This is a genomic window from Streptomyces sp. NPDC004126, from assembly GCF_050275515.1.
In the GTDB taxonomy this organism is placed as follows: Bacteria; Actinomycetota; Actinomycetes; order Streptomycetales; family Streptomycetaceae; genus Streptomyces.
The window spans coordinates 189,468-212,013 of record NZ_JBNNPF010000004.1; the positions used below are offsets into that span (position 1 = coordinate 189,468).

The following is a 22,546-nucleotide window of genomic DNA, read 5'->3' on the forward strand; positions in this document are numbered from 1 at the left end:
GCCGATCCCCTTGTGGTGAGGAGGGTGCCTCCATGGTGACCGAGGCTGATCCGGGCGAGGCCAGGACCAGTGTGTGGCTGGGCACCAGAGCCGGCGCCCCCAGCAGACGCCGCAGCGAGGCGCCCTCGGGCCTGGACCGGGACCGGATCACCGCCGCCACCGTGCGGCTGCTGGACGCGGAGGGGCTCGGCCGGTTCTCGATGCGCCGGCTGGCCGCCGAGCTGGGGGTCACCGCGATGTCCCTGTACTGGTACGTGGACACCAAGCACGACCTGCTCGAACTGGCCCTGGACAGCGCCCTGGGCCAGCAGCGCCTGCCGGCCGGCCCGCCCCCCGGGGAGGGCTGGCCGGCCCGGCTGCGGGCCCTGGCCTGCGGCTACCGGCAGCTGCTGGCGGAGCACCCGTGGGTGGCCCCGCTCAGCGTCGCCTACCCGAACATCGGCCCGCACGCGCGGGCCTTCGACGCCGCCCTGCACCGGCTGCTGGAGTCCACCGGCCTGGTGGACGCCGCCCGGACGGGCGCGCACCTGGCCGTCTCCCAGTTCCTCGGGGGCTGCGCCCTGAACGGCTGCGGCGGCACGGTCCGGCGGGCGCCCGAGGCGGAGTTCGCCCTGGCCCTGGACGTCCTGATCGCCGGCATCGAGGCCAAGGCGGCGCATACGGCGAAGGCCCGGGCCGGGACCCCTTAGCGGGGTGCCGGCCCGGGCCTTTCACGGCTGCTCCGGGCGGACTTCCGGTCAGGCCTTGGCCCGCGCGGCGGCCTCGGCGGACACAGCGGCCCCGGTCCCGGCGCCGCCCTCGGCGGACGGCTCGTGCAGGGCCGGCTTCGACTTCAGCGCGACCTCCTTGATGAACAGCACCAGCAGCAGCGCGAGGAGCGCGCTCGGGGCGGCGTACAGGAAGACGTCGCCGACGCCGTGCCCGTACGCGGACTCGATGACGGTCCGCAGCGGCGCGGGCAGCTTGTCGAGGTCGGGGATCCCCCCGCCGGCGGTGCCGCTGTGCCCCATGGCCGCGGCCTTCGGGCCGAGCGCGGCGAGGCCGTCCTTGACGTAGTGGGTGACCCGGTTGGCCATGACCGCGCCCAGCGCCGAGACGCCCATGGCGCCGCCGAGCGAGCGGAAGAAGGTGACGACGGAGCTGGCGGCGCCGAGGTCCTCGGGGGCCACCTGGTTCTGCGTCGCGAGGACCAGGTTCTGCATCATCATGCCGAGGCCGAGCCCGGTGAGCGCCATGTAGACCGCGATGTGCCAGTACGGGGTGTCGTACCGCAGGGTGCCGAGCAGGCCGAGTCCGGCGGTCAGCAGCACGCCGCCGGAGACCAGCCAGGCCTTCCACTTGCCGGTCTTGGTGATGATCTGGCCGGAGACCGTGGAGGAGACGAAGAGGCCGCCGATCATCGGGATGGTGAGGATGCCGGACATGGTGGGGGACTCGCCCCGGGCCAGCTGGAAGTACTGGCTGAAGAAGACCGTGCCGGAGAACATCGCGATGCCGACGAACAGGGACGCGGCGGAGGCCAGGCTGATGGTCTTGTTGCGGAACAGCCGCAGCGGGATGATCGGGTCGCTCGCGCGGGACTCGACGAGGAGGAAGAGCAGGCCGAGCACCACGGCGCCGCCGGTCATCGCCAGGGTGGTCCAGGAGATCCAGTCGTAGGAGTCCCCGGCCTGGGTGACCCAGATCAGCAGGAGCGAGACCGCCCCGCTGATGAGGAAGGCGCCGAGCCAGTCGACCTTGACGTCGCGGCGGACCACGGGGAGCCGCAGGGTCTTCTGGAGCACGATCAGCGCGATGACCGCGAACGGCACGCCGACGTAGAAGCACCAGCGCCAGCCCAGCCAGTCGGTGTCGGTGATGACGCCGCCGAGCAGCGGGCCGCCGACGGTGGCGACGGCGAAGACCGCGCCCAGGTAGCCGCTGTAGCGCCCGCGCTCGCGCGGGGAGATCATCGCGGCCATCACGATCTGGGCGAGGGCGGACAGGCCGCCGACGCCGATGCCCTGGACCACCCGGCAGGCGATCAGCATCCCGGTGTTCTGCGACATGCCCGCGACCACGGAGCCGAGGACGTAGATCACCAGGGATATCTGGACGAGGAGCTTCTTGCTGAAGAGGTCGGACAGCTTGCCCCACAGCGGGGTCGCGGCCGTCATCGAGAGCAGCGCGGCGGTGACGACCCAGGTGTAGGAGGACTGGGTGCCGCCGAGGTCGCTGATGATCTGGGGCAGGGCGTTGGAGACGATCGTGGAGGACAGGATCGCCACGAACATGCCGAGCATGAGCCCGGACAGCGCCTTCATGATCTGCGGATGGGTCATGGGTGCGCCGTCGGACGTGGTCTCCGACCGGCCGCCTCCCCGCACACCGCCGGGTGTGGTCGTAGCCATGTGTTTCCTTTGCCTAGAAGCTCGATCGGAGTCGGGCCAGCAGGGTGTTCAGTACGTCGATGTCCTCGGCCGACCAGTCGGCCAGGGCCGTCTCCAGTGCGTCGGTGTAGCGGGCGCCGAGCTCGGCGAGCATGGCGCGCCCGGCTTCGGTGAGGCGCAGGATCCGGCAGCGGCCGTCGCCGGGGTCGGTCTCCCGCTCGATCCAGCCGTGCTGCGCCACGTGGGCGACGTGCCGGCTGCTGACCGAGATGTCGACGGCCATGAACTCGGTGAGCCGGCTGAGCCGCATCTCGCCGTGCCGGTCGAGGACGGTGAGGACGGCGGCGGAGCCGGGCGGGCAGTGCGGGGGCAGCATCCGGGCGAGGTCGCGTTTGACCGCGCCGATTCCGGTGAGCTGGCGGGCCAGCTCCTCGTAGCGGGTGTGCTGGGCCGTCTGCGTGGTCACCGGGAACCGCCCCCATCTTGTTGCTTAGGGCAACCATAGAAGCGCATGGTTGCTACAGGCAAATGAATCCGGGGGGTGCGGCGGTAAAGGAATCGGAAAGCCGGGCCGGTGGCCTCAGTTCCAGGCGGCGCTGACGTTCCGGGTTTCCACGCGCATGCCCAGCGGGACCCGCCACGCCTCCACGCAGACCGTGTACGTCTGCGTCTTCGAGCTGCCGCCCGCGATGGGGGCGGGCAGGGGCTGGGTCGTGGTGATCGTGGCCCAGTCGACGCCGAGGGCGCCGATGATGTGCGTCGCGAAGCCGACCGTGCCCGAGCGGGCCGGCGTGGTCCCGGTGTTGGTGAAGGTCACCGTGACGCGTTCGCACCAGCGGGAGGACGCCGCCGCGCGGACCGGCGCGCCGAGCGTGAGCCGGGCCGGGGTGGCCGGTGTGGCCGGCGGGGCGGGCGGCGTCGTGCCCGGCTTGGGTGCGGGCGGGGCCGGAGTGCCGGGGCTGCCCGGAGAGCCGGGTGAGGTCGGCGGGGCGGGCGGGGCCGGGGTGGTGGCGCCCGTGCCCGTGCCCCCGGTGCCCCCGGCGCCGCCGGGGGTGGCTGCGGTGCCCGGGTCCGGCGGGGTGCCGGGAACGGGTGCGGAGCCGACGGGGGCGGTGGCCGTCCCTCCGCCCGGGCCGGAGCCGTCGGCCGGCCGGGATCCGGGCGCACCGGGCGGCGTGGAACCGGGGGCCTCGGCGGAGGGGCCCGGTCCGTCGGATGCCAGCGGCTGGAACTCCACCCGGCCACGGGGCGGCACGTTCTCTCCCGCGCCCCGTTCGGGGCCCGCGGCCGCGGCGCCCACGACGACGTATCCGTCCCGGTCCTGCCCGCAGCCGGCGAGGGCGGCCAGGGCGCTGCAGCAGAGGACGAGGGCGAGGGCGGCGCGGGGTCCCGTTCGCATCGCGCCAGTGTTCCTGACGCAATGTCAAATGTGAACCCCGCCCGCCCGCCGGTCCGCGCTTCAGTCCCCGATCAGGCCCGTCCGCAGCTGCGCGAGCGTGCGGGTGAGCAGGCGGGAGACGTGCATCTGGGAGATGCCGACCTCCTCGCCGATCTGCGACTGGGTCATATTCGCGAAGAACCGCAGCATGATGATCTGCCTCTCCCGGGGCGGGAGTTTGGCGAGCAGCGGCTTGAGGGACTCGCGGTACTCGACGCCCTCCAGGGCGCTGTCCTCGTACCCGAGGCGGTCCGCGAGCGAGCCCTCGCCGCCCTCGTCCTCCGGGGAGGGCGAGTCGAGCGAGGAGGCGGTGTAGGCGTTCCCGACGGCGAGGCCGTCGACGACCTCCTCCTCGGAGACGCCGAGCACGGCCGCCAGCTCCGGGACGGTCGGCGACCGGTCCAGCTTCTGGGCCAGTTCGTCGCTCGCCTTGGTCAGCGCGAGGCGCAGTTCCTGGAGCCTGCGCGGGACGCGGACGGACCAGGAAGTGTCTCGAAAGAATCGTTTGATCTCGCCCACGACGGTCGGCATCGCGAACGTCGGGAACTCCACGCCGCGTTCGCAGTCGAACCGGTCGATCGCCTTGATCAGGCCGATGGTGCCGACCTGGACGATGTCCTCCATCGGCTCGTTCCGGCTGCGGAACCGGGCCGCCGCGTAGCGCACCAGCGGCAGGTTCAGCTCGATCAGGGTGTCTCGTACGTACGCCCGTTCGGGGCTGTCCGCGTCCAGGGCGGCGAGTCGCTGGAAGAGGGAGCGGGAGAGGGTGCGGGTGTCGATGGCTTCCGAGCGGTCGGCCACTGCCGGCAGCTCACGCGTTTCGAGCGTGAGCACCTTGGAGCTGCCCTGTTCTGCGGACATGCCACCCCCTTGAGGTCGCGGACGGTCGCGTCTCTGCGCCCGTCGGAGGAACGCAGCCTCCACCTGAATACCGGAGGCGGGGCTGCGGCAAACGCGGTTCCAGCAGAATGTCACATGTCGGCAACACGCTGTAGCGTCATGTCGACAAGTATCTCCAGCGACAGTCGACCGACCGAGCAGAATGAGCCGATTCTGTAGGGAAACGCTGGAACAGATCCACCCGATCCGGTTAGGCCTCGATCCTGTTTGCGGATCTCAGACGGGCGAAGCTCCGGGCGAGCAGCCGGGACACGTGCATCTGCGAGACGCCCAGCTCCGCGCTGATCTGCGACTGCGTCAGATTGTTGTAGTAGCGCAGGAGGAGGATCCGCTGCTCCCGCTCGGGCAGCTGCACCAGCAGGTGGCGCACGAGGTCGCGGTGTTCGACGCCGGCCAGCTCGGGGTCCTCGTAGCCGAGCCGGTCGAGCAGCCCGGGCATGCCGTCGCCCTCCTGCGCGGCCTCCAGCGAGGTCGCGTGGTAGCTGCGGCCGGCCTCGATGCAGGACAGCACCTCGTCCTCGCTGATCCGCAGCCGCTCGGCGATCTCGGGAGTGGTCGGGGTCCGGCCGTGCAGGGTCGTGAGGTCCTCGGTCGCGGCGTTCACCTGCACCCACAGCTCGTGGAGGCGGCGCGGGACGTGGACGGTGCGGACGTTGTCGCGGAAGTACCGTTTGATCTCGCCCACGACCGTCGGCATCGCGAACGTGGGGAACTGGACCCCGCGCTCCGGGTCGAACCGGTCGATCGCGTTGATCAGGCCGATGGTGCCGACCTGGACCACGTCCTCCATGGGCTCGTTGCGGCTGCGGAAGCGGGCGGCCGCGTACCGGACGAGCGGGAGGTTCGCCTCGATCAGGGCCCCGCGCACCCGGTGGTGCTCGCTGGTGCCCGGCTCCAGGTCCTTCAACTGGCCGAAGAGCACCTGGGTCAGGGCCCGGGTGTCGGCGCCCCGGCCCTGCGGCCTCGCCGGCGTCGGGGGCAGGTCCTGGGACGGCTCCTGGGACGCACCCCCGGGTACGTCCTGCGGCTGCTCCCGAGGCTGCTCCTGCGACTGCTCCTGCGACTGCTCCTGCGGGCGGGGCCCGGAGCGCGGCTCCCCTGCGCGCGGCTCCCCCGGACGGGGACCTCCCGGGCGGGGCTCCGCGGTACGGGGCTCGGCCGGGCGCGGCTCCTGGTGGCGCGGTTCGTGCGGACGGAGCTCTTGCTGGGGAGGCACCTGAGGCGCAGTACTGGCCGGCACGGTCACGCCACCCCTTCGATCAACTCATCGGTCAAAAGCGGTCATAGCATCACAAGAGATGTGCACTGTGTGCAAGCACCGTATATAGCCGTGTTGAGGGCAAGTTGGGCATTTAGGGGTATTCTTTTTACCGGCTCCCCCGACCGTGAACGCGAAAGGTCCCCCACCCGTCGGAGTGGGGGACCTGGAAGTCCGGAAATCGCTTCGGCGTGCGGTTTCAGTTCACCAGTTCGGTGATGAACTCACCGATGCCGGAGGCGGCATCCGATATGCCCTGGAAGCCTATTCCCACCATCTCCGCCGCCCGCTTGGGCTGGGTGATGATCACGAAGAGGACGAACACGGTGAGGACGCCCGTGATGAGCTTCTTGGTGTCCATGGACGGTGTCGGCCTCCCCAACCGGCGCTGCAAAGTCGGGTGAGTCTAACCGGTCAGGTTTGGTCACTCACCTGTCCTTTAAGGACCAATGACCCGGCGGTTGGGGCCCTTTGCCGCTGGGTGCCCGGTCGGGGCGGGCGCAGGATTGAACACGAGCCCACCGGTTCTGGCAGGAAACCGGTGGGTGAGGGACAGGACCTCACTGCGGGGTCCGAGCCGCAAGCTTCCCCCCTGACTGCGGCCCGGGCTGGCAGGTTCCGTCCCCGTCGGGGGAAGTGGCTTGTCCCCCCGATCGCCACTTCCCCCGTCCCCACCGTCGAAGGTCCCGACTCCGGTCGGGACCTTCTTCGCGTTCGGGGGGAGTGCCGGGGGTGCCGGGAGGCCTGGGCTGCCGGGGGCTACTGGATGGCGCCGGCGAGGCCCAGGAGCGGCTGTACGGGCGCGATCACGGGGGAGAGCTGGTCCGGCAGGGTCGTCAGCTGGTTGAGCTGGTTCGCGCCCTGGCTGAGCCGCGCGCCGATCTCGGGGATGGACGGCTGGGCGCCGGCGGGCATGCCCGGGGCGGCGGCCGGGAGGTCCGGGAGGCTGAGGGGGGCCGCGTCCACGGGTGCGGCGGAGGCGGCGGGTGCGGCGAGGCCCGCGGCGGCCCCCGCGAGGGCGAAGGCGGCGAGCATGCGCTGGGTCTTGGTCATGCCGTGACAACGGCCGAGCGGGCGGCCGGTCACGGCGGGTACGCACGAGAGCCCCGGTTCGTACGAACCGGGGCTCTCATTGGCGGTGGTGGAGGGATTTGAACCCCCGATGGGTTGCCCCATACTCGCTTTCGAGGCGAGCTCCTTCGGCCACTCGGACACACCACCGAGAGAGATCCTAGCCCAAGGTGGGGAGTGGTTTGCAAATCCGCAGGACGTGGCCTGGCTCACCCCTCCCGGAAGGCTCCCGCGAGGGGCTCACAGCTCCCGGAAGAAGTCCGTGAGCTGCCGCGCGCACTCCTGCTCCAGCACCCCGCGGATCACCTCGGGGCGGTGGTTGAGCCGGCGGTCGCGTACGAGGTCCCAGAGCGACCCGGCCGCGCCCGCCTTCTCGTCCCCCGCGCCGTAGACGACCCGCGCCACGCGGGACTGCACCAGCGCGCCCGCGCACATCACGCACGGCTCCAGGGTCACCACCAGCGTGCACCCGGTCAGCCGCCACTCCCCGAGCCGGGCGGCCGCCCGGCGCAGCGCCAGCAGCTCGGCGTGCGCCGTGGGATCTCCGGCGGCCTCCCGTTCGTTGTGCCCGGTGGCGAGGAGCTCCCCGCCGGGGCCGAGCACGACGGCACCGACCGGCACGTCGCCGGCCGGTACCGCCAGGGCGGCCTCCTCCAGCGCCAGGCGCATGGAGTCCCGCCAGGGATCCCGTACGGGATCGGGGTCGTACGTGATGTGGTGCTCGGTGATCACTAGCGGACGGCCTCCAGCACGTCGGTGGCGCCGAGGGCGTCGGCGATCTCGGTGAGGGCGTCTCCGTCGAGGGTCAGCAGTTCCTTGTGGCCGACCCCGAGGTCGTCCAGCAGCCGGGGGTCGCCGAGGGGGCCGGCCGGCAGGGGCTCGGAGCCGGCGCGCGGCTCGTCGTCCGCGTCGTCGTCCTCGTCGTCCGTGTAGGCGGCGACCGGCTCGTCCTCGCCGTCCTCGGTGCCGTCCAGGTCCAGTTCGTCGAGGTCGTCGTCCTCCTCGTCGGTGCCCAGCAGCTCCTTCGTGAGCATCGATCCGTAGGAGCTGCGGTCGGCCACGGAGGCGTTCGACACGAAGTAGCGGGGGTCCTCCTCTCCGTCCACGCGGATGACGCCGAACCAGGCGTCCTCCTGCTCGATGAGGGCGACCACCGTGTCGTCGTCGACAGCGGCGGACCGTGCGAGATCGATCAGATCACTGAGGGACTCGACGTCGTCGAGTTCCAGGTCGCTCGCTTCCCACCCGTCTTCGGTGCGCGCGAGCAGTGCGGCGAAATACACCGTGACTCTCCCACTGGTCATAGGCGTGCCGGTTGGAGGTCCCCCCGGCCGGAGGTTGGGGTGTGCACGGCCGTGACGCTTGCCGTCCGCACCCCGCCCAATCGGCATCGTGGCAGAAACAGCGGCTTTGCGAGAGGTCTTCCGCGCGGCGGCCGTGTCGCGGCGCCGGTGGCGCGCCCGGTCGCGGGCCCGGTCAGGGGGCCGTCGGCGCGCACGCCGGTGAGCCGGGCGGCGCGCCAGGGGGCGCGCCCGGCCGCACCCCGGTCGCACCAGGGTCCCCCGGTCACCAGCGGAAGGTACGCATCCGCATCTGCTGCCGCATCCGGGCCGCTCGGGCGCGCCGGGGCTGGACCCGGTCGCGCAGCTCCCTGGCCTCGTTCAGATCGCGCAGGAACTGCGCGCGTCGCGCCCTGCGCTGCGCCGCCGTCTCCGGCGCCTCGTACGCCTCTCTCCCGTCGGTGTCGTTCGGCTGCGTCTCGGGCATCGGCACCACCCCAGGCTGGTCCGGTCGTCCTCCTCCGCCGTCACGGAGCAGACCCCCCGGCTCCCACCTTCCCCCGGCCGGCGCGTTTGATGCCACCGGCGCGCAGATCGCCCCAGGTCAGGGGTCAGACCTCGGCGTCCTCGTCGGTGAGGGCCGGTACGACGGCCACCGGGCCGTGCGCGTGCTGGAGCACCGCGTGCGCGACGGACCCGATCAGCAGGGACCGTACGCGCGGGTGGTGGCGGCCCACCACGACCAGCGCGGCCGACCGGGACGCCTCCACCAGCCGCCCGGCCGCGTTCCCCGGCTCGGCGGCCTGCTCGACGGGCACGTCCGGGTACCGGCCCCGCACCGCCTCCAGCCGCCGGGTCTGGGCCCGCAGCATCTCCCGTTCGGCCGGCACGGCGTCCCCCTCGTCGGCGAGCGCCTCCGGCGGGATCACCGCGAACGGGCCGCCGAGCACGTTCGCCGGGCCGGGCGGGATCGCGTACGCGGAGACCACCTGGACGGTGGTCCCCCGTGCGGCGGCTTCAGCGAAGGCGAACGACAGCACGTCCTCGGGCGTCTCGGTGACGTGCAGCCCGAGCACCACCTTGCCGGCCGAGGCGCCCGCGGCCTCCCCGGCGGGGTCGGCGGCCGCGTCGCGGTCGGCGTGCGGGACCACCACCACGGGGCAGGAGGCGGTGGTGGCCACGGCCCTGCTGTTGGAGCCGAGCAGCAGCGCGGCGAACCCGCCGCGCCCCCGGGAGCCCATCACCAGCATCCGGGGCGAGCCCTCGCCGCTGATCACCCGCAGGGCCGCCGGGACCGAGCCCTCCAGGGCCTCGTAGCGGATCTCCGCGGGCGGCTCGGGGGAGGCCGCCAGGATGGCGCGCACGCGGTCGCCCACGGGGTCCGGGTACTCCTCGGGCTCGTTCGGGTCGTGCAGGCCCGCGCGGCGGCCGGCGTACAGCTGGGTGGCCTCGGGCAGCACGTGTGCGACCAGCAGGCCGGTGCCGTGCCGCAGGGCGGCCGTGCGGGCCCACTCCAGGGCGCGGAGGCTGTGCTCGGATCCGTCGACGGCCGCGATCACCAGTCCGTTGCTCACCAGTCCAGCGTGCTGGGCCCGGCGGCGGGCCGCATCTCAGGGCCCGCGGCGGACGCACGGCGGTGCGCACAGCGCGTAGCCTTTTGCCAGTGGGTCGCGAACAGGCGGCCGTTTTCGCAGGTAGCAGGGTCTCGCAGTTCGCTGATCGCAGGTCGAAGCCCGGCTGAGTCTTGGAGGATGTTGTGCGTTTGCAGGTCGTCGATCACCCCTTGGTGGCGCACAAACTCACCACGCTGCGCGACAAGCGCACCGACTCCCCCACCTTCCGTCGGCTCGCCGACGAGCTGGTGACGCTCCTCGCGTACGAGGCCACCCGCGACGTGCGCACCGAGCAGTCCGACATCGAGACCCCGGTCGGCCCGACCACCGGCGTCAAGCTGTCGTACCCGCGCCCGCTGGTCGTCCCGATCCTGCGCGCCGGCCTCGGCATGCTGGACGGCATGGTGCGGCTGCTGCCGACCGCCGAGGTGGGCTTCCTGGGCATGGTCCGCAACGAGGAGACCCTGGAGGCCTCCACGTACGCGACGCGCATGCCCGAGGACCTCTCCGGCCGCCAGGTGTACGTGGTGGACCCGATGCTGGCCACCGGCGGCACGCTGGTCGCCGCGATCCAGGAGCTCATCAAGCGCGGCGCCGACGACGTGACCGCCGTGGTGCTGCTGGCCGCGCCGGAGGGCGTCGAGGTCATGGAGCGCGAGCTCGCGGGCACGCCGGTGACGGTGGTGACGGCCGCCGTGGACGAGCGGCTCAACGAGCACGGCTACATCGTCCCGGGCCTGGGCGACGCGGGCGACCGCATGTACGGCTCGGCCGAGTAGTACTCCCCCTCAGGGGATCAGCACTTCGCGGAGGGCGCGGGCGCGGGCGGGTTGGCCAGGACGGCCAGCGCCTTGTCCGCGTCCTCCTTCGTGCTGAGCTCCTTGAAGGAGTCGCCGAGGATCAGGTCGATGTCTGCGCCCTCGCGGGCGTCGGTCTGGGTGGTGACCCCGGCGAGCTGGGTGCCGAGGACGGAGTAGGCGGCCTTGTCCGTCCGCGGGGAGCCGAGCAGTATCCCGGGGCCGGGGACCTTCTTGTCGAAGTCGGCGGGGGCGTTGCCGACGTGGCCGATCGCGAAGCCGCGCTTCTTCAGCTCGTCGCCGACGGCCTTGGCCAGGCCGGAGCGCGGGGTCGCGTTGTAGACGTTGACGGTGATCTGGCCGGGCTGCGGAAGGGCGGTCGCGGGGGCCTTGGAGGCGGCGGGGCCCGCGTCCGGCGCGGTGGCGGGTTTCACGGCGTTGGCGGGCTTGGCGGGCTTGGCAGAGGCCGTGGGGCAGTTCCCGTCGGACGCCGCCGTATTGCGCTTGCCGCTGTCGTCGCCGCCGAACACGTCGATGAGCTGCAGCGCCCCGTAGCCGAGCAGGGCCAGGGCCAGGACGGATCCGAGCAGGGCGAGGACGATCTTCCGACGCCGCCGGGGGCGGCTCATACGGGGGTAGGCAGCTCCCGTTACGCGGTACTTTCCGCCCATGCCGGGGGGAGTGAGCATGCTCATGGGCGCAGCGTAGTGCCGTACCGGAACGATGCCTACTAAATGATCTGTTGATCGGGTAAGGCAGACCCGAAAGGCGCAATCAGTCCATCTCGAGGACGCGCGCGTGCAGGACCTGGCGCTGCTGGAGGGCCGCGCGCACGGCGCGGTGCAGCCCGTCCTCCAGGTAGAGGTCGCCCTGCCACTTCACGACGTGGGCGAAGAGGTCCCCGTAGAAGGTGGAGTCCTCCGCGAGCAGGGTCTCTAGGTCCAGCTGTCCCTTGGTCGTCACGAGCTGGTCGAGCCGTACCGGGCGCGGCGCGACGTCCGCCCACTGCCGGACGCTCTCCCGGCCGTGGTCGGGGTACGGCCGCCCGTTTCCGATGCGCTTGAAGATCACACGGAAAGCCTACCGGGCCGGTGCCTCCGGGCGCAGCCTCGCGCCGTCGGTGCAAAAGTGGCAGACAGGCCTATTCCGGGAGGGATGCATGAGCCAGAGCACCGACCCGGCCGATCCGGCCGACTCGCCCGAACCGCCCGGGGCGCCCGACCCCGCGGTCGACGCGATCGCCGCCGGGTACGCCTTCACCGGCCCGGCGCTCGACCTCGGAGCCCTGCTCTGGGACGGGAAGTGCCTGCCCGACCGGCAGATCCGGATCCCCCTCGCCATGCTCAACCGGCACGGGCTGGTGGCCGGGGCGACCGGCACCGGCAAGACCAAGACGCTCCAGCTGATCGCCGAGCAGCTGTCGGCGAACGGCGTGCCCGTCTTCCTGGCCGACATCAAGGGCGACGTCTCCGGCATCTCGGCCCCGGGCGCGGCGGACGGGCGGACCGCCGCCAGGGCCGGCGAGGTCGCGCAGGAGTGGGAGGCCACCGGATACCCCGCCGAGTTCTACTCCCTCGGCGGGATCGGCCCCGGGATCCCGGTCCGCGCGACGGTGACGGCCTTCGGGCCGGTGCTGATGTCCAAGGTGCTCCAGCTCAACCAGACGCAGGAGCAGTCGCTCGGCCTGATCTTCCACTACGCCGACTCCAAGGGCCTGGAGCTGATCGACCTCAAGGACCTGCGCGCGGTCGTCGCCTTCCTCGTGTCCGACAAGGGAAAAGCCGAGCTGAAGGGAATCGGCGGCCTCTCCACCGTCACCGCCGGAGTGATCCTGCGCGCCCTGACCGCATTCGAGCAGCAGGGCGCCACGGAATTCTTCGGCGAGCCCGAATTCGACACCGGTGAATTGCTCCGGACGGCCGCCGACGGGCGCGGGGTGGTCTCCGTACTGGAACTCCCTGCCGTACAGGACAAACCGCAGCTTTTCTCCACATTCCTGATGTGGCTGCTCGCCGACCTCTACGGAGGACTTCCCGAAGTCGGCGATCTGGAACAGCCCAAGCTGGTGTTCTTCTTCGACGAGGCGCACCTCCTCTTCAACGGGGCCTCGAAGGCGTTCCTGGAATCCATCACCCAGACCGTCCGGCTGATCCGCTCCAAGGGGATCGGCGTCTTCTTCGTCACCCAGACCCCCAAGGACGTGCCCGCGGACGTACTGGCCCAGCTCGGCAACCGCGTCCAGCACGCCCTGCGCGCCTTCACCCCCGATGACGCGAAGGCCCTCAAGGCCACGGTGAAGACCTTCCCCAACTCCCCCTACGACCTGGAGGAGACGCTCACCGGGCTCGGCACCGGCGAGGCCGTCGTCACGGTGCTCAGCGAGAAGGGCGCCCCGACCCCGGTCGCCGCCACCCGGCTGCGCGCACCGCAGTCGCTGATGGGGCCCGTCGACGCCGAGGCCCTGGACCGGGCGGTCAAGTCCTCGCTGCTGTACTCGCGCTACGCCGAGCCCGTCGACCGCGAGTCCGCGTACGAGAAGATCACCGCCGAACAGGCCGCCGCGGAGGCCGAGGCGGAGGCGGCCGCCGCGGCGGCGGAGGCCGAGAAGCAGGCCAAGGAGGCGGCGAAGGCCGCCCGCTCCGCCCCGAAACCGGAACCCTCCCTGGCCGAACAGGTCGTGGGGAGCGGGCTGTTCCGCTCCCTGGCGCGGTCGATCGGGACGCAGCTGGGCCGGGAGATCTCGCGGTCGATCTTCGGGACCGCGCGCCGCCGCCGCTGAGCCGGGCCGCCCGGGTCCCCCCTCCAGACGGAATCGAGCGAACCGGCTGTCGGGCGCCCGGCGGGCGCTGACAGACTCGGGGGCATGCGGACCGAACTCACCGACACCACGTCCAGCAAGATCGGCCGGGCGCTGCTCGACGCCCGCCGGGCCGTTGGCAGCCCGACCATGGGGCTGGTGCTGACCCTCGTCGTGGTCACCGACGAGGAGAACGCCTACGACGCCGTACGCGCGGCCTCCGAGGCCTCGCGGGAGCACCCGTGCCGGATCATCGCGGTGATCAAGCGGACCCACCGGGGCCCCGAACGGCGCCGCCGGACCCGGCTCGACGCCGAACTGCGCGTGGGATCGGACGCCGGGTCGGGGGAGATCGTGATCCTGCGCCTGCACGGCGACCTCACCACCCAGGCCGGCTCGGTGGTGCTCCCGCTGCTGGTGCCGGACGCGCCGGTGGTGGCGTGGTGGCCGGCCGAGGCCCCCGCCGATCCTGCCCGCGACGACCTGGGCGCGCTGGCGCAGCGCCGGATCACCGACGCGCAGGAGGCGCCGGACCCGGTCGGTGTGCTGGACGCGCGCGCGGCCTCGTACGCCCCCGGCGACACCGACCTCGCCTGGACCCGGCTCACGCCGTGGCGCTCCCTGCTGGCCTGCGCGTTCGACCAGAAGCCGCTGCCGGTGACCGCCGCCGCGGTGGAGAGCGAGCCCGACAACGCGAGCGCGGAGCTGCTGGCGCGCTGGCTGGAGGACCGGCTCGGCGTGCCGGTGGCCCGGGTGCCGTCGGACGGGCCGGTCATCACCCGGGTCCGGCTGGAGACCTCCGCCGGGGAGGTGGTCGTGGACCGCCCGACCGGCTCGCTGGCCACGCTGGTGCTGCCGGGCTGGCCCGACCGCAAGGTCGCGCTCAAGATCCGCAGCACCGCCGAGCTGATCGCGGAGGAGCTGCGGAGGCTCGACGCCGACGAGGTCTACGCCTCGGTGCTGCGCGGCCGGGCGGCCCAGGCGTCGCTCTCGGCGTAGTGGTTGTCGTACGTGGGCTGGCTGTCGATGATGTCCTGCACGGTGGCCTCGCCCGCGCGCACCCGCCCGAGGAGGCGGTAGTAGTCGAAGCGGTCCATGCCGGGGGTGAAGCCGACGAACACCTCGGCCGTGTGGCCGGCGGCCGGGGCGAAGGCGTGCTTCACACCGGGGGCGATGCTGATGAAGTCGCCCTTGGCGAGGGTGTGGACCTCGTCGCCGACGAGCACGTCGAGCCGGCCGTCGGTGACGTGGAAGAACTCGGTGGCCTTGGTGTGGAAGTGCACCGGGGCCCCGGCCGCGCCCACCTCGAAGCGCGCGGTGTTGCAGGTGAGTTCGGCGGTGTCGGTGAGCAGCGTGATGAAGCTGCCGGGGCCGTCGGAGATGACTTCGGCGTCTGCGGCGCGGGTGAGGTTCTCGGTCATGCCGCCGACCCTACGGCGCCCGGCCCCGCGCCCTGCCGACGGGTGCCCCTGGAAGGCGTAACTCCGTTTCCGGCGCGGGAAGTGACGTCCCGCCGGCTCACGCGGAGCGCTTGGCCGCGGCCTTCTGCGCCTGCTTGTACTCGCGGACCTTCGCCAGGGACTCCGGGCCCGTGATGTCGGCCGCCGAGCGGTGGACGTTCGGCAGGCCGTAGCCGCCGGCGGCCTCGCGCCAGCCCTCGGGGCGGACGCCGAAGCGCTTGCCGAGCAGGGCCAGGAAGATCTGCGCCTTCTGCTCCCCGAAGCCCGGCAGCGCCTTCAGCCGGGCCAGCAGCTCCGCGCCGCTCGCGGCGTCGGCCCACACGGCGGCCGCGTCGCCGTCGTAGTGCTCCACCAGGTACGCGCAGAGCTGCTGGATCCGCTTCGCCATCGACCCCGGGTAGCGGTGCACGGCGGGCTTCTGCGACAGCAGTGCCGCGAAGGCCTCCGGGTCGTGGGCGGCGATGGCGTGCGCGTCGAGGTCGTCGGTGCCGAGCCGCTGGGCGATGGTCCAGGGTCCCGAGAACGCCCACTCCATCGGCACCTGCTGGTCGAGCAGCATGCCGGTGAGCGCGGCCAGCGGGCTGCGCGCGAGCAGGGCGTCGGCCTCGGGCTGCTGCGCGAGCCGGATGGTGATGTCGTCCATGCCCCCAGCCTCTCCCAGCGGGGGGCCCGGCGCCCGGTCGGCGCGCGGTTGTCAGACCCCGCGCCTAGCGTGGGAGCGACAGGACAGGCACGTGTACGGACGGCATACGACACAGGAGTCGATCGACCATGGCTGAGTTCCCGGAAGGCGCCCCGTGCTGGGTGGACGCGATGTTCACCGACGTGGAGGGCGCCAAGGCGTTCTACGGCGACGTGCTGGGCTGGACCTTCGGCGAGGCCAGCAGCGAGTACGGCAACTACACGCAGGCCTACTCCGACGGCAAGGCGGTCGCGGCCGTGGTGCCGCCGATGCCGGGCGGCGACGCCCCTTCGCAGTGGTGTCTCTACTTCGCCTCGTCCGATGCCGCCGCCACCGCAGAGAAGATCAAGGCGGCGGGCGGCGCGCTGATGATGGAGCCGATGCAGGTCGGCGCCTTCGGGACGATGGCGATCGCCAAGGAGCCGAGCGGCGCGGTCTTCGGCGTCTGGCAGCCCGGCGAGCACAAGGGCTTCGAGAAGCTCGGCGAGTCCGGTGCGTACGCCTGGGCGGAGGTGTTCACGCGCGAGCCGGACAAGGCGGACGGCTTCCTGTCGCAGGTCTTCCCGTACGAGTCCCAGCAGATGGACCCCGGTGACGACCCGGAGGCGGCCGGGATGGACTTCAAGGTCTTCAGCGTCGGCGGCCCGCAGAACCCGGTGCTGGGCCGGATGAAGATGGGCGAGGAGTTCCCGCCGGAGATCCCCTCGTACGTACAGGTCTACTTCGCGGTGCCGGACTGCGACGAGGCGGTCGCGAAGACCCGCAAGCACGGCGGGCAGCTGCACTTCGGGCCGATGGACAGCCCCTTCGGCCGCTTCGCGGCGGTCACCGACCCGCAGGGGGCGGCGTTCGCGGTGATCGACCTGTCGACGACGGCCGGGGAGATGCCGAGCTTCGGCTAGCCGCGCGGCCCGTGTCCGGAGCCGCTCCCCCGCCGGTCGACCCGGCGGAGGAGCGGGGCGGCGTGCGGGCGTCAGTACAGCGGCTGGACGGTGAGCGCGGTCCGGAAGGCGGGCTGGTACGCGGGGTGGTACGCGGGGTGGAGCACCAGCGGGGCGTTCCGGACGGACGGGGCGGGGGCGACCGTGTAGACCACCGGATAGCCGAAGGGCGGGAGCGGGAAGGAGCTCGGCGCGGCCTGGGCGGGGGTGCTGGTGAACAGGGCGGTGCTGAGAGCGAGCGCCGCGGCGGCGGCGATGTTCTTGATCATGCGTGCAGAGATAGCGCCGGTCCGTCGGCGCCCACCAGCCGAGGACACTCCTGATCACCCGGTTGCCGGAGCCGGTTCACCGCAGAATCGATCACTCGCCCGCTGCCCTCCCCCGTCCGGGGGAGCCGGTTCCCCCCGCTGGGGGAGGTGGCGGGGCGGGGCGTTGTCCGACTCTTGAATTCCTGCTGGAGGAGGGGGATTCGGAGATGGAGCGCTGGGACCGGGCGGGGCGGATGGCGGGGTACGGGGCGGCGCTGTCGTTGACGCCGTACCTGCTGATCAAAGTGGCGTGGGTGGTCGGCGCGCTCGTCGGGGTGGTGCCGGTCGGCGAGGAGTTCACCACGGCGGAGTGGGTGGTGCTCAACACCGTCACGGTCGGCATGGCCGCGATCGGGATCGGGATGGCCTTGGCCCTGGTGCGGCCGTGGGGGATGAGGATGCCGGGGTCCCTCGTCGGCTTCTGCGCCTGGGTGGGGTCGGGATTCCTGGTGTCGGTGCTGCCGTTCTCCGTGTTCGGCGGGCTGGGTGGGCAGGGCGGCGGTGACGGCGGGGCCCTGCCGGCATGGGAGGGCGTGCTGATCCAGCTCGGCTTCCTGGGGACGGGGATCGGGCTGGCCGTCGCGGTGCCCGCCTACTTGAGGCGCCGCTGGCCGGAGGCGTTCGCCGGGCGGATAGGCGACGGGCCGCGCGGGGCGGGGGCCTGGCCGGCGGTGCTCGCGGCGGCCGTGGGCCTGGTCTGGCTGTACTGGGCGGCCGGAGGCACGGTGGGGATCGCGCACCCGGCCGAGCGGGTCGCCGCCGGGTACCTGCTGGGGGCCGTCTCGGGCTTCTGGGCGGTTGCGGGGGCCGCTGCGGTCTGGGTGACGGCCCGGGCGCGGCCCGGGGGGTTGCCGCGCTGGGTTCCGCTGGTCTTCGGCTGGGTCGGGTCGGGCTCGCTGTTCGCGTGGAGCGGCTGGAAGCTGCCCCTCACGCTGTACGTGGCCCTGGCGGAGCCGGCCGGGGTGACCCCGCCGGAGGACCCCGTCGCGGCGGTCCTGCTGCACCTGTGCGCGGTGGTCGCGGGTGCGGGGATGCTGCGGGTCCTGGTCCGGTCCGGTGGGGGTTCGCGGCGCCGGGCGGTGGCGGTCCGGGGTGGGTGATCCGGGAGGGCCGGGTCAGCCGTGCCGGGGGCCGGCGAGGGGGCGGCGGCCGCGGCGGAGGGCCTGCCAGACGGCGCCGATGACCGCGGACTGTACGAGGGCGCAGGCGGCCAGCACGCCGACGGAGAACCACAGGGGAGGCTTCGACGCGTCCCAGAGCAGCATGCCGAAGGCCGTCGCCGCGAAGGAGGAGGGGGCGGTGAAGAGGGTGGGCCAGATCCAGACGAAGCCCGGGTCCTGGCCGAAGAGGGAGATGCCCGTGGCGACCGCGATGGCGCCGGCGACGAGGGTGAGGTACACCGCCGAGGCGGGATTGGCGAAGGTCAGGCGTATCAGCGTGCGCTCGTTCATCGGTTCTCCCTGGGGCGTGGTGTGCCTCCAGGGTCGGCCCGGACGGCCGCGGTGTCGTGAGTACCCGTACCCAATCCCGCCCGGTACCGCCGCGGTTGCGGCGGCCGGGCCGCGTAAATGGGGGGAGGGATCTCCGGCGGCGGCCTAGGGTGACCGACCATGCCTACCAATGAACAAGTGATCGAACAGGCCCTGGAGCGGATCACCGCGGGTTACGTCTTCCCCGAGAAGACCGGCGCCGTCGAGGCGGCGATCCGGGCGAGGCTCGCGGAGGGCGCCTACGCGGATCTGGACGGGCCGGCGCTCTGCGCGACGGTGACGGCGGACCTCCAGGAGGTGTGCCCGGACCGGCACTTGCGCCTGCTGTGGACGGACGAGCCGCAGTCGCTCGAACCGGTGGACGACGACGGGGGCGAGGCCGCGTTCCTCGCGCTCCTCAGGGCGGAGCACCAGGGGATCCGCCGCGTCGAGCACCTGGAGGGCAACGTGGCGGTCATCGAGGTCCGCCGCATCGCGACCGCGATCGAGGGCGCGACCGCGATCGGCGCGGTCATGCAGCTGGTCGCGAACAGCTCCGCGCTCGTCCTGGACCTGCGGGAGTGCCTCGGCGGGTTCCCGGAGGGGGCGGCGCTGTGGTGCAGCTACTTCTTCCCCGACGACCAGGTGCACCTCAACGACATCTACGAACGGGCCACCGACACGACCCGGCAGTACTGGACGACCGGACACCTGCCCGCGCCGCGCTACACGGACCGGCCCGTCTACGTGCTGACCAGCGCGACGACGTTCTCCGGGGGCGAGGACGTGGCGTACACCCTGCAGGCGCACGGCAGGGCCGTCGTCGTCGGCGCGACCTCGCGGGGCGGGGCCCATCCGACGGCCCGCCACGCGGTCGCCGAGCACATCCTGGTGACCGTGCCGGCGGCCCGGAGCATCAACACCGTCACCGGCACCAACTGGGAGGGAGTGGGCGTCGTACCGGACGTCCAGGTCCCGGCGGACCGGGCCCTGGAGGAGGCGCTCGCCCTCAGCGCGACGGCAGCCGGTCGTAGGTCCTGAAGGTGTAGAGCGCGGACAGGGTGATCGAGTTGCCGGTCGTCGCGGGGAGGCCGAGCTTGTCGTTGACGACCTTCCCCAGTGGCCCGCAGCCCTCGGCGGCCGGCACCGCGAAGGAGTCGTCGGCGGCGGTGAACTTGATCACCGGCGGCTCCTTCGAGACGCGCTCGGACTTGCCCACGCGCTTCAGCCGGATCTCGACGGGGTTGTCGCCCGCTCCGATGACACAGCCCTGCGGGAGGAGCGGGCTCACCACGCGGTAGCGCAGCGTGAAGAAGCCCATGTCGTCGCCGACGCTGTAGAAGTCCGAGCGCCCGCCGTACTCCGGCTGGAGGGAGAGGCCGAGTACGGGGCTGCGGTCGCCGGCCGGGTTCCCGAACAGCCCGCCGGGGACGGCGGTCGGGCCGCTGCGCAGCGCGCCCCAGACCTGGCCCTTGCTCCCGTCGGGCATCGGGCCCTCGGCGTGGGTGACGGTCATCGGGGCGAGCTCCGGCAGGGTGCGGTTGCCGAGCTGCAGGGCCCCGGTGGCCGTCAGGACCTCGCACTTCCACTGTGCCGCGTCCACCCCGGCGGGGATGGCCGGGCAGTCGGTGAAGTCGAACGACGGCGTGGGCGCGGGTACGGGCGAGGCGCTCGCCGTCCCGGTGACCGCGACGGTGAGGGCGGCGGCGAGGCCGAGGCCGGCGGCCGTGCGGCGGAGGAGGGTGTTGGTCTGCATGTCCCCACGGTGCCGCTCCACCGGCCCGGCGGGTCACCGGGATGGCCCCGTACCCACCCTGAGGCAGCCCTGAAGGGAAGTCAGGGTCGATCCCTCACAGGGGAGTTGGAGGGTGCTCGGCGAGGAGGGCGAGGGCCGTGCGGCGGGGGAGGAGCCGGACGGCCCTGGCGGCGAGGGCGGCCGCGCGGCCCGGGACGACGGTGCGGCGGCGCTCGCGCAGGGCGGCCAGGGTGGCGGCGGCGACCTGCTCGGGCGTGCGGACCAGCGCCGAGGGGGCGTCCGAGTGGAGTCCGGGGCGGGTGGCGGTCGGGCCGGGGCAGAGGGCCAGGACGTGGACGCCCCGGCCCCGTTGCTCGTACCAGAGGGCGTCCGAGAAGGCGGTGACGAAGGCCTTGGTGGCGCCGTAGAGGGCCTGGCCGGGCTTGGGGGTGTGGGCGAGGGCGGAGGAGACGTTGACGAGGGCGGCTCCGGGGCGGGCGGCGGGCAGGAAGGCGTGGGCGAGGGTGACGACGGCCTCGCAGTTGAGGCGGACGGCCGCCGCCGCGCCGGCGGCGCCGAGGGGGTCACCGGAGCCGGCGAAGGGGCCGGCGGGGGCGGTGGCGGCGTTGTTGACCAGCAGGTCGTAGCGCCCGGTGCGCAGTTCCGCGGCGACGGCCTCCAGGCCTTCCGGGGTGCCGAGGTCGGCGGCCAGGCGGCCGTGGCCGGCCGCGCGGACACCGTCGAGTTCTGCCAGGAGGGCGTCCAGCCGGTGCTGCGTGCGGGCGACGGCGGTGACGGTGTGGCCCTCGGCGGCCAGGGCGAGGGCGAGGGCGCGGCCGATGCCCTCGGTGGCGCCGGTGATCAGGGCGCGGCTCACCGCTCCGCCTTGGGGGCCGTGGCGGGCGAGTAGAGGAAGGAGAACCGTTCCATCACGTTCTGCCGCCGGGTGTTGTGGAAGGCGGCGATCCGCCAGGCGCCGTCGGTGTCCCGGACCAGCGTGTACGTCTGGACCTTCGACAGCTCGCGGGCGGCCGGCCTGTCGCCGCTGTAGTCGTCGCCCCGGCCGGTGAGGACGGCGACGTCCTTGGTGAGGAAGCGCATGTCCAGGTAGGAGGCCGCCAGCCGGGTGCCCTTGACGAACTCCTGGAAGAGCGCCCGGTGGCCTTCGGTGATGTCGTCCCGGCCCTCGTAGTGGGTGCCGACGTAGGTGGTGTAGGTGCCGTTCTCGGTGAACTGGCGGCCGTACGCGTCGGCGTCCCCGGCCGCCCAGGCGGCGGTGAGGGCGTCGATGGTGGCGCAGACGGCCTCGCCGTCGGCGCGGTCGGCGGTGGCCGGTATGACGTCGGCGCAGGCGGCGGCGCCGGTGCGGTGGACCTCGGAGGTGGCGTCGAGGTAGAGGTACGCGGCGCCGGCGCCCAGGGCGAGGACGGCGGCGGTGGCGAGGGCGGCGCGCTTGAGGGTCTTGGTGTTCATGGTGGTGCCTCTCGGATCGACGGGTTCGTTCGGGGCGGGGCACGGCACGACTGCCGCAGATTGACTACACTGGTGCAGCAACTGCATGCATGCATTATCTGCACACGTGCAGATATTAGGCAAGGGGAGAGGTGTGGACATGGCGGAACAGGACGAACGCCGGCTGGTCTTCCGGGACTACGTCGACGCCGTGGGGCTGCACGGCATGGCGGGCGCGGAAGCCGCGGGCCTCCAGGCGTCCGAGTGGTACGCGCTCAGCCGGATCACCCTGGCCGGCGGGCTCACCTCGGGGGAGCTCGCCGCCGGCACGGGTCTGACCACGGGCGCGACGACACGGCTGATCGACCGGCTGGAGCGCGCGGGCTACGTACGCCGGACCGCCGATCCGGCCGACCGGCGCAAGGTCGTGGTGGAGGCGGTGCCGGGCGCGCTCGCGGAGGTCGAGGCGGCGGTCGGCCCGGCGCGCCGCAGGATCGCGGAGGTGCTGGCCGCGTATCCGCCGGAGCAGCAGGCGCTGCTCTTCGACTACTTCGCCCGGGCGGCCCCCGCCTTCCGCGAGGCCACGGAGGAGATCCGCGCCGCGACGCGGGAGCGGTAGGCGGAAGCCGCGCGGCCGGCTACTCGATGAAGAGGCTCCGGCCGTGCCCGATCGCCAGTTGGCCCGGGAGGATCGGGTGCACCACCCGGCCGTCGCAGTTCGCGCCGCTCCACACCCAGGCCACCCCGTCCGTGAGGTTGAAGACCTCCGACGGGGCGAAGTCCCCCAGCGGGAAGCAGCCGCTGGGGTCGCCGTTCGGCGCGCCGTCGATGAACAGGACGCCCTGGGCCGCCTGTGCCGTGCCCGGGGTCGCCAGCGCCAGTGCCGCGGCCGCCGCGCACGCCCCCAGCAGCCCCGCCGTCCTCCGCGCCCGCGCCCGTGCCCGCACGCTCGTCCTCGTCCTCGTCCTCATCTGCA

29 protein-coding genes and 1 tRNA gene are annotated in these 22,546 nt (G+C 72.9%); 8 read left to right on the forward strand and 22 right to left on the reverse strand.

Annotation, left to right across the window (positions count from 1 at the left end):
* The first annotated feature begins 32 nt into the window (after nt 1-32).
* Nucleotides 33-689, forward strand: a complete 657-nt coding sequence (locus tag ACQKM2_RS06160) for a TetR/AcrR family transcriptional regulator (RefSeq protein ID WP_427707090.1) — start codon at nt 33-35, stop codon at nt 687-689.
* Nucleotides 690-737: 48 nt separating this feature from the next.
* On the opposite strand, the gene ACQKM2_RS06165 is transcribed toward ACQKM2_RS06160, so the two are convergent.
* From ACQKM2_RS06165 to ACQKM2_RS06220, 12 genes are all read right to left on the reverse strand, one after another.
* Nucleotides 738-2,390 carry an MDR family MFS transporter gene (locus tag ACQKM2_RS06165; protein ID WP_427707091.1) on the reverse strand — a complete coding sequence of 551 codons (1,653 nt, stop codon included), beginning with the start codon at nt 2,388-2,390 and terminating at the stop codon, nt 738-740.
* A gap of 13 nt (nt 2,391-2,403) precedes the next feature.
* A complete protein-coding gene (locus tag ACQKM2_RS06170) occupies nt 2,404-2,835 on the reverse strand; it encodes a MarR family winged helix-turn-helix transcriptional regulator (RefSeq protein WP_427707092.1) in 432 nt (143 codons plus the stop codon).
* Nucleotides 2,836-2,949: 114 nt separating this feature from the next.
* A complete protein-coding gene (locus ACQKM2_RS06175; protein ID WP_427707093.1) occupies nt 2,950-3,768 on the reverse strand; it encodes a hypothetical protein in 819 nt (272 codons plus the stop codon).
* A gap of 60 nt (nt 3,769-3,828) precedes the next feature.
* Nucleotides 3,829-4,668: an RNA polymerase sigma factor SigF gene (locus ACQKM2_RS06180; RefSeq protein WP_427707094.1), complete on the reverse strand. Its 840-nt coding sequence runs from the start codon at nt 4,666-4,668 to the stop codon at nt 3,829-3,831.
* A gap of 229 nt (nt 4,669-4,897) precedes the next feature.
* Nucleotides 4,898-5,923, reverse strand: coding sequence for a SigB/SigF/SigG family RNA polymerase sigma factor (locus ACQKM2_RS06185; protein WP_427707095.1), 1,026 nt, complete (start codon nt 5,921-5,923; stop codon nt 4,898-4,900).
* A gap of 241 nt (nt 5,924-6,164) precedes the next feature.
* On the reverse strand, nt 6,165-6,326 hold the full coding sequence (locus tag ACQKM2_RS06190; RefSeq protein ID WP_164720920.1) for a hypothetical protein: 162 nt from the start codon (nt 6,324-6,326) through the stop codon (nt 6,165-6,167).
* A gap of 398 nt (nt 6,327-6,724) precedes the next feature.
* Nucleotides 6,725-7,018 (reverse strand): hypothetical protein, encoded by a 294-nt coding sequence (locus tag ACQKM2_RS06195; protein ID WP_427707096.1) that lies wholly within the window; start codon nt 7,016-7,018, stop codon nt 6,725-6,727.
* 80 nt (nt 7,019-7,098) lie between these two features.
* A tRNA-Ser gene (locus ACQKM2_RS06200) sits at nt 7,099-7,186 on the reverse strand.
* Between the two features lie 90 nt (nt 7,187-7,276).
* Nucleotides 7,277-7,705 (reverse strand): tRNA adenosine(34) deaminase TadA, encoded by a 429-nt coding sequence (gene tadA, locus ACQKM2_RS06205; RefSeq protein WP_427707189.1) that lies wholly within the window; start codon nt 7,703-7,705, stop codon nt 7,277-7,279.
* Nucleotides 7,706-7,767: 62 nt separating this feature from the next.
* The gene (locus tag ACQKM2_RS06210; protein WP_427707097.1) at nt 7,768-8,319 is read right to left on the reverse strand and encodes a hypothetical protein; all 552 of its coding nucleotides are present in this window, start codon (nt 8,317-8,319) and stop codon (nt 7,768-7,770) included.
* A gap of 283 nt (nt 8,320-8,602) precedes the next feature.
* The gene (locus tag ACQKM2_RS06215; RefSeq protein WP_050779660.1) at nt 8,603-8,803 is read right to left on the reverse strand and encodes a hypothetical protein; all 201 of its coding nucleotides are present in this window, start codon (nt 8,801-8,803) and stop codon (nt 8,603-8,605) included.
* A gap of 124 nt (nt 8,804-8,927) precedes the next feature.
* Nucleotides 8,928-9,890, reverse strand: coding sequence for a universal stress protein (locus tag ACQKM2_RS06220; RefSeq protein WP_427707099.1), 963 nt, complete (start codon nt 9,888-9,890; stop codon nt 8,928-8,930).
* Between the two features lie 182 nt (nt 9,891-10,072).
* Between ACQKM2_RS06220 and upp the strand changes: the two genes are divergently transcribed.
* Nucleotides 10,073-10,708, forward strand: a complete 636-nt coding sequence (gene upp / locus ACQKM2_RS06225) for a uracil phosphoribosyltransferase (RefSeq protein ID WP_007265356.1) — start codon at nt 10,073-10,075, stop codon at nt 10,706-10,708.
* 17 nt (nt 10,709-10,725) lie between these two features.
* Here upp and ACQKM2_RS06230 read toward each other — a convergent pair whose 3' ends face one another.
* Complete coding sequence (locus ACQKM2_RS06230) at nt 10,726-11,421, reverse strand: LytR C-terminal domain-containing protein (protein WP_427707102.1); 696 nt, start codon at nt 11,419-11,421, stop codon at nt 10,726-10,728.
* Nucleotides 11,422-11,500: 79 nt separating this feature from the next.
* Nucleotides 11,501-11,797 carry a type II toxin-antitoxin system VapB family antitoxin gene (locus ACQKM2_RS06235; protein WP_007265358.1) on the reverse strand — a complete coding sequence of 99 codons (297 nt, stop codon included), beginning with the start codon at nt 11,795-11,797 and terminating at the stop codon, nt 11,501-11,503.
* Between the two features lie 88 nt (nt 11,798-11,885).
* Between ACQKM2_RS06235 and ACQKM2_RS06240 the strand changes: the two genes are divergently transcribed.
* Nucleotides 11,886-13,505, forward strand: a complete 1,620-nt coding sequence (locus ACQKM2_RS06240; protein ID WP_427707105.1) for a helicase HerA-like domain-containing protein — start codon at nt 11,886-11,888, stop codon at nt 13,503-13,505.
* 84 nt (nt 13,506-13,589) lie between these two features.
* A complete protein-coding gene (gene opcA / locus ACQKM2_RS06245) occupies nt 13,590-14,522 on the forward strand; it encodes a glucose-6-phosphate dehydrogenase assembly protein OpcA (RefSeq protein WP_427707107.1) in 933 nt (310 codons plus the stop codon).
* Here the strand turns inward: opcA and ACQKM2_RS06250 are convergent.
* Nucleotides 14,471-14,944, reverse strand: a complete 474-nt coding sequence (locus ACQKM2_RS06250; protein WP_427707109.1) for a cupin domain-containing protein — start codon at nt 14,942-14,944, stop codon at nt 14,471-14,473. The genes opcA and ACQKM2_RS06250 overlap by 52 nt on opposite strands.
* Before the next feature lie 97 nt (nt 14,945-15,041).
* Nucleotides 15,042-15,626, reverse strand: coding sequence for an HhH-GPD-type base excision DNA repair protein (locus ACQKM2_RS06255; RefSeq protein WP_125819154.1), 585 nt, complete (start codon nt 15,624-15,626; stop codon nt 15,042-15,044).
* A 128-nt stretch (nt 15,627-15,754) separates the two neighbouring features.
* Between ACQKM2_RS06255 and ACQKM2_RS06260 the strand changes: the two genes are divergently transcribed.
* Nucleotides 15,755-16,567, forward strand: coding sequence for a VOC family protein (locus ACQKM2_RS06260; protein WP_427707112.1), 813 nt, complete (start codon nt 15,755-15,757; stop codon nt 16,565-16,567).
* A 71-nt stretch (nt 16,568-16,638) separates the two neighbouring features.
* Here the strand turns inward: ACQKM2_RS06260 and ACQKM2_RS06265 are convergent, their stop codons facing one another.
* Nucleotides 16,639-16,875 (reverse strand): hypothetical protein, encoded by a 237-nt coding sequence (locus ACQKM2_RS06265; protein ID WP_427707114.1) that lies wholly within the window; start codon nt 16,873-16,875, stop codon nt 16,639-16,641.
* Between the two features lie 206 nt (nt 16,876-17,081).
* On the opposite strand from ACQKM2_RS06265, the gene ACQKM2_RS06270 reads away from it, so the two are divergent.
* On the forward strand, nt 17,082-18,014 hold the full coding sequence (locus tag ACQKM2_RS06270) for a hypothetical protein (protein WP_427707116.1): 933 nt from the start codon (nt 17,082-17,084) through the stop codon (nt 18,012-18,014).
* Nucleotides 18,015-18,029: 15 nt separating this feature from the next.
* Here ACQKM2_RS06270 and ACQKM2_RS06275 read toward each other — a convergent pair whose 3' ends face one another.
* Nucleotides 18,030-18,365 (reverse strand): SCO4225 family membrane protein, encoded by a 336-nt coding sequence (locus ACQKM2_RS06275; RefSeq protein ID WP_427707118.1) that lies wholly within the window; start codon nt 18,363-18,365, stop codon nt 18,030-18,032.
* Between the two features lie 159 nt (nt 18,366-18,524).
* Here ACQKM2_RS06275 and ACQKM2_RS06280 point away from each other — a divergent pair, with 159 nt between their 5' ends.
* Nucleotides 18,525-19,424: a S41 family peptidase gene (locus tag ACQKM2_RS06280; RefSeq protein ID WP_427707120.1), complete on the forward strand. Its 900-nt coding sequence runs from the start codon at nt 18,525-18,527 to the stop codon at nt 19,422-19,424.
* Here ACQKM2_RS06280 and ACQKM2_RS06285 read toward each other — a convergent pair.
* The 3 genes from ACQKM2_RS06285 to ACQKM2_RS06295 form a co-directional block, all read right to left on the reverse strand.
* A complete protein-coding gene (locus ACQKM2_RS06285) occupies nt 19,393-20,139 on the reverse strand; it encodes a hypothetical protein (RefSeq protein ID WP_427707122.1) in 747 nt (248 codons plus the stop codon). The two genes, ACQKM2_RS06280 and ACQKM2_RS06285, sit on opposite strands and share 32 nt — an antisense overlap.
* 94 nt (nt 20,140-20,233) lie before the next feature.
* A complete protein-coding gene (locus ACQKM2_RS06290) occupies nt 20,234-20,995 on the reverse strand; it encodes an SDR family NAD(P)-dependent oxidoreductase (RefSeq protein WP_427707124.1) in 762 nt (253 codons plus the stop codon).
* Nucleotides 20,992-21,591: an SgcJ/EcaC family oxidoreductase gene (locus tag ACQKM2_RS06295; protein WP_427707126.1), complete on the reverse strand. Its 600-nt coding sequence runs from the start codon at nt 21,589-21,591 to the stop codon at nt 20,992-20,994. The genes ACQKM2_RS06290 and ACQKM2_RS06295 overlap by 4 nt, the downstream gene beginning before the upstream one ends.
* A gap of 139 nt (nt 21,592-21,730) precedes the next feature.
* Here ACQKM2_RS06295 and ACQKM2_RS06300 point away from each other — a divergent pair, with 139 nt between their 5' ends.
* Nucleotides 21,731-22,189 (forward strand): MarR family winged helix-turn-helix transcriptional regulator, encoded by a 459-nt coding sequence (locus ACQKM2_RS06300; RefSeq protein ID WP_427707128.1) that lies wholly within the window; start codon nt 21,731-21,733, stop codon nt 22,187-22,189.
* A 19-nt stretch (nt 22,190-22,208) separates the two neighbouring features.
* On the opposite strand, the gene ACQKM2_RS06305 is transcribed toward ACQKM2_RS06300, so the two are convergent.
* On the reverse strand, nt 22,209-22,541 hold the full coding sequence (locus ACQKM2_RS06305) for a hypothetical protein (RefSeq protein ID WP_427707130.1): 333 nt from the start codon (nt 22,539-22,541) through the stop codon (nt 22,209-22,211).
* Between the last annotated feature and the right edge of the window lie 5 nt (nt 22,542-22,546).